This is a genomic window from Flavobacterium columnare, from assembly GCF_014844295.1.
Classification (GTDB): domain Bacteria; phylum Bacteroidota; class Bacteroidia; order Flavobacteriales; family Flavobacteriaceae; genus Flavobacterium; species Flavobacterium columnare.
Genome location: NZ_CP054494.1, coordinates 65,529 through 82,595, shown reverse-complemented (window position 1 = coordinate 82,595; position 17,067 = coordinate 65,529). Strand labels below are relative to the sequence as shown.

The following is a 17,067-nucleotide window of genomic DNA, read 5'->3' as shown; positions in this document are numbered from 1 at the left end:
ACCCCAATTATCCGATTCCTTCTCTTGGAATGACAAACTAAATCTTTATTACTTTTAGGATCCCTTTTTTTTATGGTACTCTTTTATAACACTACTTCTTCCAATCGTTTTAGTAATAATATCATTTTCAAGTCTCCAACCCCTTGCTGGAGAATATTCTCGACCATACCATATAATCTGCAAATGAAGATCATTCCACGTTTCTTTAGGAAAAAGCCGTTTAGCATCTTTTTCAGTTTGTTGTACAGAAGAACCATCTGAAAGATTCCAACGATACATTAATCTATGAATATGAGTATCAACTGGAAAAGCAGGAATACCAAAAGCTTGACTCATAACAACACTGGCTGTTTTATGTCCCACTGCTGGTAAAGCTTCTAGCGCATCAAAAGAAGCAGGTACCATTCCTCCGTATTTTTCGATTAAAATTTGAGATAATCCAAAAATCCCTTTTGATTTCATAGGAGATAGTCCACAAGGTCTTATGATTTCTTGAATTTCCTCAACACTTAATTTAATCATATCGTATGGATTGTCCGCTTTTGCAAAAAGAAGAGGTGTAATCTGATTAACTCTAACATCAGTACATTGAGCAGAAAGTAAGACAGCTATTAATAAAGTATAAGGATCTTTATGATCTAAAGGAATAGGTATAGTAGGGTAGAGTTCTTTAAGAGTGTTAATTACAAAATTAACTTTTTCTGCTTTGTTCATTATTCTTTATTTTTACCAAAAATAAGTAAAACAATGATAAATTTAAAAATTGGAGACAAAGCTCCTGATTTTTCAGTTGTAGACGAAAATGGAAATTTGCATGAATTAAAAAAATATAATGGTAAAAAAATAGTGTTATTTTTTTATCCAAAAGCAAATACCCCAGGCTGTACTGCTGAAGCATGTGATTTAAGTAATAATTTTGAAAAATTCACCTCTCTTAATTATGTACTGCTAGGAGTGAGTGCAGATAATATTAAAAACCAAAAAAAATTTTCAGACAAATTTAGTTTCCCTTTTCCTTTATTGGCAGATGAAAATAAAGAAATAATTCAAGCATACGGAGTATGGGGACCTAAAAAATTTATGGGAAAAGAGTTTGACGGTATTCATCGTACCACATTTATAATTGATGAAAAAGGATACATAGAAGACATTATTCTAAAAGTAAAAACAAAAGAGCACACATCTCAAATTTTAAAAACACTTTAATTGTCTAAAGTACTACAGAAAAGTGTCTTGACATAATACTTTTCTGTAGTGCTTTAATAAAAAAAGGCTCCCAAAAAATGTAATCTCAATCAGAAAAGAACACCTAAAACAAGTTACATAACGCTTATAACTTGATTCCTTTTCTAGTTAATCGAACAATAACGTTAAACTAAATTACACATTAGAAATCTATTCCAACCTAAAACGACTTCAAAAATAAGCACTTACTCCTTTTTATTGTATTTTTAGATTTCACAACGAAGTCTAATGCGTAATCTGGGGTAAATAATTACTTAAAAACAGCTTCTGTTTTTTTAATCATAACAATCCGTTTAAAGGGTAGCTAGTTTTAACTCAGATTCTTTCATGAGAATTTGAAAAAAAGCAGTAAATTCTTCTTCAAAAAGAAGATAAAACTCTTTTAATTCACATATTGCTTGTGGCATATTTACCCTATGTTGCGTTCTATAATCCATCTGAAAAAGGATCATTTCAATTCCTGTGAGTGTGCTATAACTTACAAGCCAATTATTAGCTATCATATAAGGAAGCATATTTTGTGTCTTAGGAGTCAATAGATTATAATTGTCTTTTAGTAATTGGTAAAAAGCATGAGCATATAGATCTAATGGTATAGAATGGTAATTGATCCAATTTTTTGCTAAAAAATGATCATAAAAAATATCCATAATAACACCAGCATAATGACCATAATTTTTATGAAGTCTATGTTTACTCTTCCTATATAAAGGATGTGCATCTGTAAAAGAATCTATAAACCTATGCAAAAGAATACCTTTCTGGATTTCAATATCAAATTTGGAGTACTCTTTTCCGCGTATGCCATCAGCCATGAAATTACCTATTTTGAGTAATTCATTTTCACCAGATAAATAAATATGAGCTAAAAAATTCAAGATTATTATGTTTTAATCATTTTAGAAGTGTTATAAATATAGTTTTTTTACTTAAATCTTTAAAGTATATTTGTTTTACAATTATAAATATAACAAAAATGACTTTAATAAAATCAATATCAGGAATTAGAGGAACCATAGGAGGGAGTGTAGGCGATAATTTAACTCCAGTAGATGCAGTAAAATTTGCTTCAGCTTACGGAACTTTCCTAAAACAAAATATTTCAAAAGATAAATTAAAAGTATGTATTGGTCGTGATGCTCGTATTTCGGGACCTATGATTCATAACTTAGTAGTTAACACATTAATAGGCTTAGGAATTGATGTAATTGATTTAGGCTTGTCTACTACTCCTACAGTTGAGGTTGCAGTACCTTTAGAACAAGCAGATGGAGGGATTATTTTAACCGCTTCTCACAATCCTAAACAGTGGAACGCATTAAAATTATTAAATGCGAAAGGAGAATTTTTGAGCGGTTCAGAAGGAGCTAAGATTTTAGAAATTGCAGAACAAGAAGCATTTGATTTTGCAGAGGTTGACTCGTTAGGGGAAATCATAGAAAATGATGCTTACATGGATATTCATATCGATGAGGTGTTGAATTTACCTTTAGTAGATACTCAAGCGGTTGCACAAAAAAAGTTTAAAGTAGTAGTTGACGGAGTTAATTCTTCGGGAGGAATTATTATTCCTAAATTATTAGAGCAAATGGGAGTAGAAGTAGTTAAGTTATATTGCGAACCTAATGGCCATTTTCCGCATAACCCAGAACCATTAAAAGAACATTTAGGAGATATTTGTAAATTAGTAGTAGAAGAAAAAGCTGATTTTGGCATTGTGGTAGATCCAGATGTAGATCGTTTAGCTTTTATTTCTAATGATGGCGAAATGTTTGGTGAAGAATATACATTAGTTGCCGTAGCAGATTATGTTTTAAGTAAAACACCTGGAAATACAGTTTCTAATATGTCCTCGTCTCGTGCTTTAAGAGATGTTACAGAAAAATATAAAGGAACGTATCAAGCCAGCGCAGTAGGAGAAGTGAATGTGGTAGAACTAATGAAAGCTACACAGGCAATTATAGGAGGAGAAGGAAATGGAGGAATCATCTATCCAGAAATTCATTACGGACGCGATGCGCTAGTAGGAGTTGCTTTGTTTTTAACTCATCTGGCTAATCAAGACAAAACAGTTGCCGAAATGAGAGCCGATTTTCCTCAATATTTTATGAGTAAAAACAAAATAGAATTGACACCTCAAATAGATGTTGATGGAGTGATGAACCAAATAGCAGAAAAATATATAAATGAAAATATTTCAACAATTGATGGAGTAAAAATTGATTTTCCAACGGAATGGGTGCATTTAAGAAAATCAAATACAGAGCCTATTATCCGTATTTATACAGAAGCACCTTCACAAAAAGAAGCCGATATTTTGGCAGAGCGCTTTGTGAGTGAATTAAAACAGTTAGCAGGGGTTTAATTATTTTGTATATGTAAAAATATTTTGTACTGTTTCTAGCAATAAATTTCAGTATTCAATCGTTTTTAGATCAACGCAAGTATGTTGGGTAAATAGTAAAAGAGATCTAATAAAAACGGTTGAGTACTTTTTTTAAACAAAACCACAAAGGATAGGGTTATTTCTATTCTTAAAACTAATGTAAAAATACCACAGTTAAGGAGGTCTAAGGCATATAGAAAAATAGAAATAAAGATATTTTTTTTAAAAATATTTTTTAAGAGTCTATTCTAGATGTATTCATTTCAGTTAGTAGTTAACTTAAAATGTATTTTTTTTTGATTACAAAACCTGTTTTATGCAAAACCAAATAAAAACATAAAAAAAAACAGATAAATAAAAAAAATTCTACAAGTTTTATATATTTGTTCGTCTTAATAAAAAAAATCAATCAAAAAATATGTTATTAACACGATTATTTAGAAAAAAATCACTGGACGTAATCTTAAAACAAGGAGGTGATGGAGAACACTCGGGATTAAATAAGGTGTTAACAGTTAAGGATTTAACCTTTTTTGGGATAGCAGCTATTATTGGTGGAGGTACTTTTTCGGCTATAGGCAATGCCTGTTTTTCAGGAGGCCCAGGTGTCATTTTGTTATACATTATTTGTGCTATAGCCTGTGGTTTTACAGCTATGTGTTATGCTGAGTTTGCTTCAAGAGTTCCCGTTTCAGGTAGTGCTTATACGTATGCTTATGTTTCTTTTGGAGAATTGTTTGCCTGGATCATCGGTTGGGCATTATTAATGGAGTATTCAATAGGAAATATTTATATTGCTTTTTCATGGAGCGGATATTTTACTAACCTTTTAGAATCCTTTGGATTACATTTACCCGAATGGTTAACAATAAACTATAAATCAGCACATGTAGCTTTTTTAGAAAATAAAACAGGAGAAGGATACTTAGCTTGGCAAAATGCTCCAGAAATCGCAGGGTTAAAAATTATTTTTGATATGCCAGCTGTATTAATAAACGTATTAATAACCTATTTAATTTATAGAGGAACCAGCGAATCAAAAAATGTAAGCAACTTTATGGTATATCTGAAATTAGTTGTTATAGTACTAGTAATAGCAGTTGGTGCATTTTATATAGATATTGATAATTGGACTCCTTTTATGCCTAATGGTTTTAAAGGCGTCATGGCAGGAGTTTCAGCCGTTTTCTTTGCATATATAGGTTTTGATGCCGTTTCTACTTTAGCAGAGGAAAGCAAAAACCCGCAACATGATTTGCCTAGAGGAATGATTTATTCATTAGTAGTTTGTACCATAGTATATATTATTTTAGCACTAGTATTGACTGGAATGGTAAAATACGATCTATTAGGGGTTAGTGATCCTTTAGCTGAAATTTTTGCCTTAAAAGGAATAAAATGGATGTTGTTCATCGTATCGATTGCTGCAGTAGCTGCAATGACTAGCGTTATGTTAGTTTTTCAAATGGGCCAACCTCGTATCTGGATGACTATGAGTCGTGATGGATTAATGCCTAAACAATTTGCTTCTATACATCCGAAATACAAAACACCAGGATTTGCTACCATAGTAACAGGAATCGTAGTCGGATTACCAATCTTTTTTACAGATGAAAATTTTGTTCTAGATTTTACTAGTATAGGTACTTTGTTTGCTTTTGTATTAGTTTGTGGAGGCGTTCTCATGTTAGCACCTCATAATGAAAAAGAAGCGAATAATCCAACCAAAGGAAAATTTAGGATACCGTATATAAATTCAAAATGGATTTTTCCAATCATAGTTGTTTTGTCTTTAGGAACTATAAACTTTTTATTGCCTGATTATTTTAGTACCACTTTCAGTTTAAATGAGACTAATCTAACAACAAACTTACCTTTTATAGTGTTTTTTATATTTACTTTAGTTATGGCTGTTTTGTCTTTCTTAAAAAATTTATCACTTATACCATTATTAGGATTAATATCTTGTTGTTATTTGCTAACAGGGATGGCTGTGTCTAACTGGAAATGGTTTGGTGTTTGGTTACTAATAGGATTAGTAATTTATTTTTCATACGGATTTAAAAACAGTAAGCTAAATAAAAATAGTTTATAAAAACATAAAAAAATATTTAAATGTACAAAAAAGTTGTTCTCTGAAAATAAGAACAACTTTTTTTATGGGTTAAACCAATATCTTATATAAAATAATTAAAAGAATTGTTGTTTTTTACAAACATTCGGATTATGTGTTAGATTTTGTAACGAAAATGATGCAAGAAAAATTTTCGTATGGATTTAGTTTTAGATACATTGTTTTCATCTATAATAAGGGCCTAACACGGAATCTGGGATAAAACAAAGAAGGGCTGTCTGAAAAGGGGGTAATCTGGTCCTTCGACTAAAGGAACAGGCGAAGTAAATCACATCGCACAACGCTGGTCATGTCACGTCAACGATAGGAGAAGTGACATGATCAGCGGTTGTGTTTTTATTTTTCAAACACCTTCTTCTATTTTATGGCTCAGATTAATTTTTTGGGGATTAAGCAAAAAGTTTCTCCATTCTAAAGAGGAAGAATTTAGTATCCACCACACCTCTTTGATTAGCTCTAAAGAGTTTTATTTTTGAGTTAAAGGATTCAGCATTTGCGTTTGTATGTCTTTTTACGAAGAAGTTTGCAATTGTTTCCAAATGATAATTTAAACTATTGGCAACGGTATTAAAGACAGTCATTTTTAATTCTTTGGTTTTGGATATCCAATTCAATATTTTTTGTTTAGCCTCTTCTTTTGAGGTGTATTCATAAATATTTCTAAACTCTTGGGTGTGTTTATATGCCTGATGTATTAGAGGATAATGTTGGAACAATATTTGGGCTCGCACTTTTTGGGTTTCTGTCCATTGGTTGGGTTTCTTGGCAATGATATAACGACATCGAGCCAATAGTTGTTTGGGTGTGTCTTGGTTTTCAAAAGTTATTGGAATGTATTTTATTGCTTGCTCCTTTGCTTTTTTGATAGCTTGATTCTCTTTTTCAATCTCCTCCCAGCGATATTTTATCCTTAAATGCTGGAGAGCTTCCATTACCAACTTTACCACATGGAAACGGTCTGTGACAAGGTAACTTTCAGGAAAACACATTCTTGATGCTGATTGCATATTGTTTGCCATATCAAGTGTTATCGATTTTACTTGTTTTCTATGCGAAAGTGGAATTTTAGTAACCACATCAATAATGTCCTGACTTTTGGTGCCTTTTATAACCGCCACTAAGGATTTCTTTTTGCCTCTTCCTTGTTTATTGGTTACAAAAGTATAAAGTTCACCTTTTGACAAACTTACTTCATCAATACTTAAATTCTCCCCAATATTTTCGGGGTAAATCAGATAATTTTCGGCATGTTCTAACTGTTTCCAACTTGTAAAACCACTGATTCTTTTTTTGTAATGTCTTCGCAGTAAATCAGCTTTAATGCCATAATAACTGGCAATGTTACTTATCGTATCTTCTCGGGTCTCTACCTGTACCTTTTAAAAAATCCGAAAGTTCAACAGTTAATTTGGAACCTTCTGCAATAAAAGAATAATCGCTTTTAATTTCTGACTTATCTACTGTATTTCGCCACCTACGTCTTCTGATACCTAAATAAACAGCCTTTCCTCGTATTGGAAAATCTTGTATCAAAGTACGCTCACAAAAGCCTTTTGACTCATATTCCTCTGAAATGAAACCTTCGGGAATAATGTTCTTTTCATCAAGATAGATATAAAAGCAATCCTTTTTTGTTTGAATATCTCCTAATTCTATAAAATCAACAATATCAAAATGACATAATAATTCTTCGGGTAGAAAAGCAGAAAGTATCGAAAAATCCATTTACTTTTTTTGTCGCAATTTACAATTACTCCCCATATTTTTTATGTGAGCCTATTTTATTTGAATTTGAAATATTTTTAAGTACTATTTTCACACATTACGCCCAAAACTGCCCTTTAAAAAAAATTAGAGTATTTTTTCTAAAACACCTTACAAAATATCAACCAGTTTTTTTGTTAAATTTTTACGAGAATAGTGTTGCAATCCTACAGCATATACCTTTAAATTGTTTTCTAAATAAGTATTAAAATACACTAGTATCTTTTCTTTAAGAGCTTCTTTTTCGTTATACGTAAAAAAACTACCAGTATTAGTGTCTGTTATGATAGATGCAAAATCAGAATCTTTTGGACCAATAGCTATTATTGGTCGTTCTGAAACTATATATTCAAAAACTTTCCCTGGAATAATACTTTTTGTATCTTCAGAGTCTATTTCAATTAAAAGTAAAACTTGAGATTTCCGTTGATGAGCAATAGCTTCTTCATGGGAAACATAGCCTAAATTATTTACAAACGAATCTAGATTAAATGCTTTTATAGAATTAAGAACTTCCTGACTAGTTGCGCCAATTAATTTTAATTCAAAATTCTTAGAAAAAATAAAATTTTCAGTAGTTAGCTCTTTTAAAACCTGCCACAAAATTTGAGGATTTCTATCGGATAGAAAAGAACCTATATGAGCCAATGAAAATTTTTTATCTAAAGTCTGTTTATTTATTCTTTCTACATCATAACCATTTGTAATTATATGTATAGGTTTTGTTGTAATAGATTGAAATTCTTTTTTAGTAGTCGGACTAGTAACAATTAGTTCATCTGCCGCATTCATGACTTTATGTTCAAGTTTTTTATGTTTTTTAGCAGAACTCTTAGTTAATTTCAATGCTTTATGATAACCAATAGTTGTCCAAGGATCTCTAAAATCAGCTAACCACTTGATATTTAGTTTTTCCTTAAGTCCTAATCCAATTAAGTGTAGGCTATGAGGAGGACCTGTGGTAATTATAGTATCTATATTATTTTGTTGTATGTACTCAGATAAATAAGTAATAGAAGGGTTTACCCATAAAACCCGTGCATCAGGAATAAATACATTTCCTCTGATCCATAACAATAGTTTCTGTATTAATGACTGTTTTTTTTGTGTAGGAATTATTCCTGAACTTATTTTTTGGGTACTATTTTTCGAAAAAAGAGAAGCCCATGTATAAGGTTCTATAATAGGTCTTTTTAGGATGGTTGTAGTAGAAGACACTTCTTCTATTAACTTTTTATCTAGTAAAGGATAAGTAGGGTTTTCAGGTATGTATACAATGGGTTTAATATTGAAATCGGGTAAATATTTTACAAATTTCAACCATCTTTGAACGCCTGGGCCACCAGCAGGAGGCCAATAATAAGTTATGATTAATACTTTTTTCATTACAATACTTTTTTAAAAAAGAGGGCTAATTTTTTACTAAATAAATACCTAGGTAAGTCATGCCAAAACCAAGGGCTATACTTAAAAAAGTATACAAGAAAGCAATTCCTATTTGATTATTTTGTAATAGTTGAATGGTTTCATTAGAAAAGGTAGAAAATGTAGTAAAACCACCGCAAATTCCAGTCATAAAAAAAAATCTCAATTCAGTTGTATGATAGATTTGTTTTTCAAAATAACCAAAAAAAAGGCCAATTAAAAAACAACCTATACTGTTTACCATAAAAGTTCCAGTAGGAAAACCACTTACAACAAACCGATTAAAAAAAAGAGAGGCTAGATAGCGTAAAATGCTACCTATGCCTCCTCCAAGTCCTATATAAAATATTGATTTCAGTTTATTGATTTCTTTTTAATTAAATAAATACCCCCTATGATAAGTCCTATCATTAAAATGAAGCTTATTAATGCTATAATGCTACCTATTTTTACAACTTGAGGTTCAAACTTAAATTCTATACTATGTTTACCAGCAGGAATAGGCAAGCCTCTTAGAATATAATCTACACGATAATGATCAACTAATTTTCCATCTATATAAGCATTCCAACCTTTGCCATAATACATTTCAGAAAATACCGCAAAACCATTTTTTGGATTTACGGACTCGTATTTTAAATCATTCGATTTGTATGATTGTAATGTAATCTTAGCATTTTCGTTTGAAATCGTTTTAGCCTCTTTAAATTGTTGATTTTTTTCAGAAATGGTATTTAAAATAGCCACCGATTTTGAATTAAAGTTGTTTAAAGACTTCATTTCTTCATCTGCTGATTTAACAAATTTAATTGATTTTACAAACCAAGCATTACCATTTGTTTGCTGATTACGAATAGGAAATTGTTCTCCTTTTTCATTTTTTTGTATTAAATATTTTACATTGAGCATATTTAATACTTCTATATTGTTTTTTGCAATTTGATAATCAAAAAGCTCTTGCATTCTTCTTGGTTTAGCAGCATGATATCCTCCGATAGATTTATGAAAATAGGATGCACGAGGATCACTCATTACATTTTGAGAAACTTCAAAAACTCTGTAATGCGATTTGTCTTGTAAGATGGCCTCATCAAAAGGAGCCATGATAAAAGGGGTATCTACTTCAGAAGCATTAACAAAATCCGATGAATTTACATAATTTTTAGCAATCAAAAATAAATCAGTTACCATTAATAAACCTACAACCCAAGTGGCTGCTTTATGAGAAATAGTCTTTTTAAAACTTAAAAACAATGTTCCAGCAGTTAATAGGATTAAAACCATGGAACGTAATAAGTCCGATGTAAAAAGTGCTTTTCTATCTTCTTTTAAAGCATCAACAAATCCAGGGCCATAAGAATCAATGAAATAACTATCTCCTGAACCTGAAAAACTAAATAACGACTTAGAAAGTAATATTAATAAAAGCGTTCCTATGCTGAACAAACTAGCTTTCATAAGACCTTCTTTTTGTTCTTTTTCTTCAGATATAAAATAAGCCTGTAGTCCTAATACAGCCAACACAGGCATACAAAGTTCTAAAACCACTTGTATAGAAGATACTGCTCTAAATTTATCATAAAAAGGAACATGATAGATGAAAAAATCCGTTAATAAAGGAAAATTTTTGCCCCATGATAGGACTAATGAAACGATAGCACCTGTTAGAAAAGCATATTTAATGTTTCTCTTATCAATAAATAAAGCCAAAACAGCCAAAAAGAACACAATAGCACCTATATATGCAGGAGCCGCAACTATGGGTTGATCTCCCCAATAAGTAGGCAATCCTTTTACTATTTCTTTAGCTTGATCCTCAGGAACTTCTTGCGATAAAACGAAGTTATACATAGCTGATTTGGTTCCTATATTTTCGCTATTAGAACCCCCGAAAATTCTAGGGGATATTAAATTTAAACTTTCGGCTAATCCATAACTATACTCAGTTATATAATCGTAAGTCATAGAGGTTTCAGCATTATTTTTTTTGCCATTAGGGCTAAAAGTTAATTCATTTTTACCACGTGTACTCTCCTTAGCATATTCTTGAGTAGCTAATATACCCGTTGCATTTACTCCAATTGAAACAACGCCTGCTACTGCAAATATTCCAAAACTATAGATTAATTCTTTTAAATCATTTTCTTTGATAGCTTTGTAAACATAATAAGCAGTTAAAACCAATAAGAAAATGAATAAATAATAGGTCATTTGAAAGTGATTGGCATTAAGTTCCAATGCTGCAGCAATCATTGTTAGAACTCCACCAATAATCCATCTTTTCTGAAAAACCATTAATACACCAGCTACTACCATAGGCATATAAGCAATTGCATGAGCTTTTGCATTATGCCCAACTCCTAAGATAATGATTAAATAGGTAGAAAAACCAAAAGCCAATGCACCAAAAAAAGCTTTTAATGGTTTTACTCTTAATGCCATTAATAAAACATAAAAACCAAGAAAATAAAGGAACAAATAATCAGCTGGTCTAGGTAAAAAGCGTACAATAGAATCAACTTTCTTAATATAATTATGTGGATAATTAGCACCTAATTGATAAGTAGGCATTCCTCCAAAAGCACTATTAGTCCAATAAGGTTCCTCGTTGTATTGTGCCCTAAAATCATTTTGTTCTTTAGCCATTGCCGTATATTGAACAATATCAGATTGCAGAATTTTTTTACCACTTAAAACAGGATAAAAATAGATAATAGCAATCAGTACAAAACCTATAATGGCTAGTGCGTGCGGATAAAAACGTTTTAAATTATTCATAAATGAAAGTCAATCAAAATAAGGCGTGAAGATAGTAAAATTTTAGATTTTTGGGGTTAGAAATTCATTTAACCAAACTTATTGCTAATATTCATTAATTATATTTCCAAGGCAAGTCTTAATCCGTTTGTATAAAGAAACAATAAAAGCCTATGGTTTTAAGCAATTCCAGCCTATTAGTCCAATTTATGGGATCGTTAAAAGAAAACGTGTTAATTATATATGTATAACATCCAATATTAAAAATAGTAAAATCTATTCTACTTCTTCATAATCCACATATTCGCCTACTTGTTTCGTTGGTTTTTTGAAATCCCGATTAGATCCCTCCTGTCTATAGGTTGTTTCTTGTTCAGATTGTTCAAAGTTTCCCTTTTGATACTGACGATTAAGGTTTTCTTGAGCTTTGTCCATCACTTTTCGCATGATGATCGGTAGAAAAATACGACTTAGAATTTTTATCAGATAATAAAAACCTAAAATGTAAATAATGGTCTTGAATAAACCAGATATAGAAGCCTCTTGCATTTTTATTTTTTTTTCAAAAATAAAAAGATTCATTACACGTTTGAACGGTTTTAACTTATTTTTTAGCAGAATTAGAAATACTATCATAATTTAAGAGCCTTGTTTTAAAAAATCTTTTTTCTTTAAAATAAAATAGTACTTTTGAAACTATAGAATATAGGTCATGAAGCAAATCAAATATTTATTTATAGCGCTTTGTTTAGTCGTTTCTAATCAGATAATTGCGCAATATACAGATGAAATTAATACCAATAGACCCGGTAATTCAGCAGGTGCTTTTTCGGTTGGGAAAAACGTTTTGCAGATAGAAGGAGGTTTATACTATGCTAACGAATCACATTCAGTATTAAATTATGAGGCCAATGGTTTTGGAGCAGACTTAACCACTCGTTACGGACTTTTAAAAGAACAATTAGAGGTATCTCTTGATTTGCAATATCAAATAGATCACTATACTGCTGGAATCTTTAATAAGAATAGAAAGGGTTTACGTCAAACAACCTTAGGAGCCAAATATCTTTTTTATGATCCATTTAAAAAAGGTGAAAAAAAACCTAACATATATAGTTGGAGGGCCAATCATAAATTTGATTGGAAACGATTAATCCCTGCTATATCAGGATATGTAGGTGTAAATTATACTATGAATAATGATTATGCCATACCAGATGAATTAGCTTTTTCTCCTAAAGCAGTTTTGATTACACAGCATCATCTGGATAGAAGATGGGTAATCGTGACTAACTTTTTTGCCGATAAAATTATTTCCAAAGCATTTAATTATGGTTATGTAATAACTGTAACCTATGGGATTAACGAAAAATGGTCCGCAATGCTTGAAAATAAAGGAATTAAAGGGAATTATTACTCAGATGGTATTTTTACTACAGGGATAACTTATTTGTTAAATAAAAACCTCCAATTAGACGCTTCTATTAGTAAAAATATAAAAAGCACACCTGATTTATTATATGGAGGATTGGGAGTTTCTTGGCGATTTGATAAAAAGCATCAAGATCCAAAAATTAAAAACGGCAAAGAGGTTAAAGAAGTTAAAAAAGAAGAAAAAAGAAAATCAAAAAAAGGTATTTTGTCAGAAGAAGAATTAGATAAAGCCGCTGAAAAAGCAGAAAAACAAAAACGAAAAAACGAAAAAAATAAAATAGAAGAAGTAAAGCCTGTAGAAGAAAAGAAAAAACGTGTTGATGATTTAGAAGATTCAGGTAACTAAGCGGTTTTATATATGATAACAATTATTGAAGCTAAAACAAAAAAACAACTAAAGGAATTTATAAAATTTCCATTTCAATTATATAAAAACAACCCCTATTGGGTACCACCATTAATTAGTGATGAAATGGAAACCTTTGATAAAAAGAAAAATCCCGTTTTTAAAAATGCAGAAGCCTACTTTTATCTAGCTTATTCAAACAATACAATAGTAGGACGTGTAGCGGCCATAATTAATTGGGACGAAGTAGAACAATTAAGTAGAAAAAAAACACGTTTTGGTTGGTTTGAAGCTATTGATGATATAGAAGTTACCAAGCTATTAATTGAAAAAGTAACAGAATTAGGGACCAAAAAACAAATGGATCATATAGAAGGACCTATGGGATTTTCTAATTTAGATAAAGTAGGATTTCTTACCACAGGATTTGATCAGTTGAGTACTGCTATAGGCTGGCATACACAACCGTATTATATAAACCATTTTGAAAAATTAGGCTTTCAGGTAGAAAAAAAATACATAGAAAGTGAATTTAGTTTTGATGGGGTTCCTTATGAACCCATAAAAAAAGCCTCGGATCTTGTAAAAAAACGTTACGGTTTTAAATCTATAAATTTTACTAATACAAAAGAAATAGAACCCTATGTAGATCGAATGTTTGAATTGTTTAATCAGTCATACGTGAAACTTCAGTCATTTGTTGTTATTACTAAAGATCAGATTGACTATTTTAAGAAAAAATACATCCCCTTTGTGAATCCTGAATATATAAAATTTGTAGAGGATGCAAATGGAAATATTATTGCTTTTGCTATTGTTATGCCTAATTATGCTCCAGCTCAACAAGCAATAAAAGGAAAACTTTTTCCTTTTGGTTTTTTAAAAATGCTTCAAGCAAAGAAAAATAATAAGGAAGCCGTTTTTTACTTAATAGGAATAGCACCTGAATACCAAAGCAAGGGAGTAACAGCGGTTATATTTGAAGAGTATCACAAGGTTTTTACTAAAAGAGGGGTAACTAAATGCATCAGGACACCTGAACTAGAAGAAAATGTAGCGATACAAAATCTTTGGAAAAACTTTAATCCTATAATTACGAAAAGAAGATGTACTTTTAGTAGATCTTTGTAAGTTACCACAGTAAAAAGGTTCCAAAAAAGAAGAGTTAACTAATACTTGTATATATTTCTAAACAAAAATAGAATATAAAACACTAGAAAAGAAATCAAATACCTTAAAAAACGACCCCCTGCTTTTTAAAGATATCTAATTTTTAAAAAACAGGAGGTATGATTTATTTAAATTTAAAAGAAAGACTTACATAATAAGCAATTAGATCTTAACAGTCCATCCAAAAGGATCATTAGTTACTTTATGCTGAATAAAAGTTAGTGATTCTTTTAATTGTTTTGCATAAGAATTGTCAATAGTAGGCAGTTCGTAATATTCTTCTTTGTATTGAAAACCTTTTATAGGGCTTACAACAGCTGCAGTACCCGCTCCAAAAATTTCAAGTAAACTACCGTCTTTTGCTGCTTCAATTAATTCAGAAACAAATACTGGACGTACCATTACTTGTATACCTTTACTTTCAGCTAAGGTAATTAAGGTTTTACGAGTTATTCCATCCAAGATACGATCGCTAGTGGGGGCTGTAAGTAATGTGTTGTTAATTCTAAAAAACACATTCATTGTACCGCATTCTTCTAGTTGTGTGTGTGTAGCATCATCAGTCCAAATTATTTGCTGAAACCCAGCTTCATTTGCAAGTTTAGTAGGGTAAAATTGCCCAGAATAATTCCCAGCAGCTTTTGCTGCACCTATTCCTCCATTAGCAGCTCTACTGTAATAATCAGCAATCATTACTTTCACATCGCCTGAATAATAAGCTCTAGCTGGTGATAGAATAACGCAAAAACGATATTGAGAAGAAGGTTGTGCAATCACTCCACTACCTATAGCTATCATAAATGGTCGAATATAAAGGGTATTACCTATTCCTTTTTCAATCCAAGCCTCATCAATTTTTAGCAATTCTTTTAAAGCATCTATAAAAATAAATTCTGGAACCTCAGGCATACACATACGTACAGCTGATTTATTCATGCGAATATGGTTTTCTTGTGGGCGGAATAACCAAACCGAATTGTCCTCTGCCTTATAAGCCTTCATACCTTCAAAAATAGCTTGTCCGTAATGAAAGACTTTTGCAGAAGGATCTAATGTAAAAGGTTGGTAAGGTTGAATGGTAGGTTTTTCCCAAGAACCATTCCTGTAATCACAAACAAGCATGTGATCTGTAAATACACTACCAAAAGTTAAAGCATCAAAATCAATTTGATTAATTTTGGAAGAAGTGCTCTTAATTATTTCAATGTCACTTATAGTTTGTAAGCTCATTACCTTTTTTTCTTGCTAAGTTAAAAAAAATAATATCTTTTGTTGTGAAATATGTATTTTTTTTCGCTTAAAAGTCAATATTATTTTATTTTGTTGAAATAAAAAGGTTTTTTATTAAAATTTTTGCTATAAATTAAGAAAAATTAAATTAAAAATATTTTAGCAAGAGTTTTTTTTTGAAATAAATTTAAATAAGAAAAACGCATAAGAGGTTGCATTACCAATGTGTTTTAAATTGTCTCAATTTTAAAATAAGAAAGGACTTTATTGCATCATTACTTAGAATAAGATTGGGTAAAAAAAACAGATAGAATGTATATTGACTAATTGTGACAAGTCTTTATAAAGTGAAACGAACTTCATAGATTTGTAAAGAAAATATTTAGAAGTATAAATTTCTTATAGAATGTTTGATACGAATAAGAATATAGAACAGATATCAGTCATAAAACTACAAATAGAACATTGGAACGAAAAATTATAACGACCCTAGATGGATCTACGACTATTCAATTAGTAGATTGGAACGAATGTTATCATTCAAAGATGGGAGCTATTCAAGAGGCTTATCACGTATTTATAAAAAATGGTTTAGATTTTTTTGAAAACCAATCCATTTCAATTTTAGAAATAGGTTTAGGAACAGGCCTAAATGCTTTTATTACATTTTTAGAATCAGAACGAAAAAAGCAGTACATAAAATATGAAGGGGTAGAAGCCTATCCCATAAATATAGACGAAGTACAAAAGATGAATTATTGTTCCGCTTTAAATGAAGAATCTAAAATTCCTATTTTTGAAAAAATACACATTTCAGAATGGAACAAAGAAATAGATTTAAGCGAAAGGTTTTCCTTAAAAAAAAGAAAACAGTTTTTTCATGAGATAGAAGATACCAATCGCTTTGATTTAATTTATTTCGATGCTTTTGGTTACCAAGTACAACCCGATTTGTGGACCGAAGAAATATTTCATAAAATGTATAAAGCACTAAAGGACAAAGGAGTGTTAGTAACGTATGCAGCACGAGGTGTTGTTAAACGCGCTATGAAATCTGTTGGTTTTGAGGTGGTTAAGGTTCCTGGACCTCCGGGTAAAAGAGAAATGATGATAGGTTTTAAAAAAAATTAAAGAAAAATTATAGTTATTTTAAGACTTATTTAACCTTAAAAGAAT

15 protein-coding genes are annotated in these 17,067 nt (G+C 30.7%); 6 read left to right on the top strand and 9 right to left on the bottom strand.

Features of this window, described 5'->3' with window-relative positions; genetic code table 11:
- Positions 1-54: 54 nt before the first annotated feature.
- A complete protein-coding gene (locus HUE53_RS00355) occupies positions 55-714 on the bottom strand; it encodes an endonuclease III domain-containing protein (protein WP_107317160.1) in 660 nt (219 codons plus the stop codon).
- A 33-nt stretch (positions 715-747) separates the two neighbouring features.
- Between HUE53_RS00355 and bcp the strand changes: the two genes are divergently transcribed.
- Positions 748-1,206, top strand: coding sequence for a thioredoxin-dependent thiol peroxidase (bcp, locus tag HUE53_RS00350; protein ID WP_014164219.1), 459 nt, complete (start codon positions 748-750; stop codon positions 1,204-1,206).
- 332 nt (positions 1,207-1,538) lie between these two features.
- Here bcp and HUE53_RS00345 read toward each other — a convergent pair whose 3' ends face one another.
- Complete coding sequence (locus HUE53_RS00345; protein WP_192188596.1) at positions 1,539-2,123, bottom strand: acyl carrier protein phosphodiesterase; 585 nt, start codon at positions 2,121-2,123, stop codon at positions 1,539-1,541.
- Between the two features lie 98 nt (positions 2,124-2,221).
- Between HUE53_RS00345 and glmM the strand changes: the two genes are divergently transcribed.
- Positions 2,222-3,610: a phosphoglucosamine mutase gene (glmM, locus tag HUE53_RS00340; protein WP_097609307.1), complete on the top strand. Its 1,389-nt coding sequence runs from the start codon at positions 2,222-2,224 to the stop codon at positions 3,608-3,610.
- 439 nt (positions 3,611-4,049) lie between these two features.
- Positions 4,050-5,726 (top strand): amino acid permease, encoded by a 1,677-nt coding sequence (locus HUE53_RS00335; protein WP_014164222.1) that lies wholly within the window; start codon positions 4,050-4,052, stop codon positions 5,724-5,726.
- Positions 5,727-6,154: 428 nt separating this feature from the next.
- Here HUE53_RS00335 and HUE53_RS00330 read toward each other — a convergent pair whose 3' ends face one another.
- The 6 genes from HUE53_RS00330 to HUE53_RS00305 form a co-directional block, all read right to left on the bottom strand.
- Positions 6,155-7,072 (bottom strand): ISAon1 family transposase, encoded by a 918-nt coding sequence (locus HUE53_RS00330; RefSeq protein WP_225556192.1) that lies wholly within the window; start codon positions 7,070-7,072, stop codon positions 6,155-6,157.
- A 34-nt stretch (positions 7,073-7,106) separates the two neighbouring features.
- The gene (locus HUE53_RS00325) at positions 7,107-7,490 is read right to left on the bottom strand and encodes an ISAon1 family transposase N-terminal region protein (RefSeq protein WP_014165862.1); all 384 of its coding nucleotides are present in this window, start codon (positions 7,488-7,490) and stop codon (positions 7,107-7,109) included.
- A gap of 150 nt (positions 7,491-7,640) precedes the next feature.
- Positions 7,641-8,915, bottom strand: coding sequence for a glycosyltransferase family 4 protein (locus HUE53_RS00320; RefSeq protein ID WP_077225742.1), 1,275 nt, complete (start codon positions 8,913-8,915; stop codon positions 7,641-7,643).
- A gap of 25 nt (positions 8,916-8,940) precedes the next feature.
- A complete protein-coding gene (gene crcB, locus HUE53_RS00315; RefSeq protein WP_225556191.1) occupies positions 8,941-9,294 on the bottom strand; it encodes a fluoride efflux transporter CrcB in 354 nt (117 codons plus the stop codon).
- A gap of 14 nt (positions 9,295-9,308) precedes the next feature.
- Entirely contained in the window at positions 9,309-11,732 is a 2,424-nt protein-coding gene (locus tag HUE53_RS00310) for a YfhO family protein (protein WP_065213287.1), read from the bottom strand.
- A 255-nt stretch (positions 11,733-11,987) separates the two neighbouring features.
- Positions 11,988-12,347: a DUF4834 family protein gene (locus HUE53_RS00305; protein ID WP_225556160.1), complete on the bottom strand. Its 360-nt coding sequence runs from the start codon at positions 12,345-12,347 to the stop codon at positions 11,988-11,990.
- 76 nt (positions 12,348-12,423) lie between these two features.
- Here HUE53_RS00305 and HUE53_RS00300 point away from each other — a divergent pair, with 76 nt between their 5' ends.
- Complete coding sequence (locus tag HUE53_RS00300; protein WP_014164227.1) at positions 12,424-13,491, top strand: transporter; 1,068 nt, start codon at positions 12,424-12,426, stop codon at positions 13,489-13,491.
- 12 nt (positions 13,492-13,503) lie between these two features.
- Entirely contained in the window at positions 13,504-14,622 is a 1,119-nt protein-coding gene (locus tag HUE53_RS00295) for a hypothetical protein (RefSeq protein WP_014164228.1), read from the top strand.
- Positions 14,623-14,823: 201 nt separating this feature from the next.
- Here the strand turns inward: HUE53_RS00295 and HUE53_RS00290 are convergent, their stop codons facing one another.
- Positions 14,824-15,891 carry a branched-chain amino acid aminotransferase gene (locus HUE53_RS00290; RefSeq protein ID WP_014164229.1) on the bottom strand — a complete coding sequence of 356 codons (1,068 nt, stop codon included), beginning with the start codon at positions 15,889-15,891 and terminating at the stop codon, positions 14,824-14,826.
- Between the two features lie 465 nt (positions 15,892-16,356).
- Here HUE53_RS00290 and mnmD point away from each other — a divergent pair, with 465 nt between their 5' ends.
- Entirely contained in the window at positions 16,357-17,022 is a 666-nt protein-coding gene (gene mnmD / locus HUE53_RS00285) for a tRNA (5-methylaminomethyl-2-thiouridine)(34)-methyltransferase MnmD (RefSeq protein WP_065213290.1), read from the top strand.
- Positions 17,023-17,067: the final 45 nt, after the last annotated feature.

Bases quoted from the DNA above. Each gene is read 5' to 3' on its own strand.
- HUE53_RS00300 (WP_014164227.1), top strand. From the start codon at position 12,424: ATGAAGCAAATCAAATATTTATTTATAGCGCTTTGTTTAGTCGTTTCT.
- HUE53_RS00310 (WP_065213287.1), bottom strand. From the start codon at position 11,732: ATGAATAATTTAAAACGTTTTTATCCGCACGCACTAGCCATTATAGGT.
- HUE53_RS00320 (WP_077225742.1), bottom strand. From the start codon at position 8,915: ATGAAAAAAGTATTAATCATAACTTATTATTGGCCTCCTGCTGGTGGC.
- HUE53_RS00305 (WP_225556160.1), bottom strand. From the start codon at position 12,347: ATGATAGTATTTCTAATTCTGCTAAAAAATAAGTTAAAACCGTTCAAA.
- glmM (WP_097609307.1), top strand. From the start codon at position 2,222: ATGACTTTAATAAAATCAATATCAGGAATTAGAGGAACCATAGGAGGG.
- HUE53_RS00355 (WP_107317160.1), bottom strand. From the start codon at position 714: ATGAACAAAGCAGAAAAAGTTAATTTTGTAATTAACACTCTTAAAGAA.
- bcp (WP_014164219.1), top strand. From the start codon at position 748: ATGATAAATTTAAAAATTGGAGACAAAGCTCCTGATTTTTCAGTTGTA.
- HUE53_RS00335 (WP_014164222.1), top strand. From the start codon at position 4,050: ATGTTATTAACACGATTATTTAGAAAAAAATCACTGGACGTAATCTTA.
- HUE53_RS00290 (WP_014164229.1), bottom strand. From the start codon at position 15,891: ATGAGCTTACAAACTATAAGTGACATTGAAATAATTAAGAGCACTTCT.
- HUE53_RS00295 (WP_014164228.1), top strand. From the start codon at position 13,504: ATGATAACAATTATTGAAGCTAAAACAAAAAAACAACTAAAGGAATTT.
- HUE53_RS00325 (WP_014165862.1), bottom strand. From the start codon at position 7,490: ATGGATTTTTCGATACTTTCTGCTTTTCTACCCGAAGAATTATTATGT.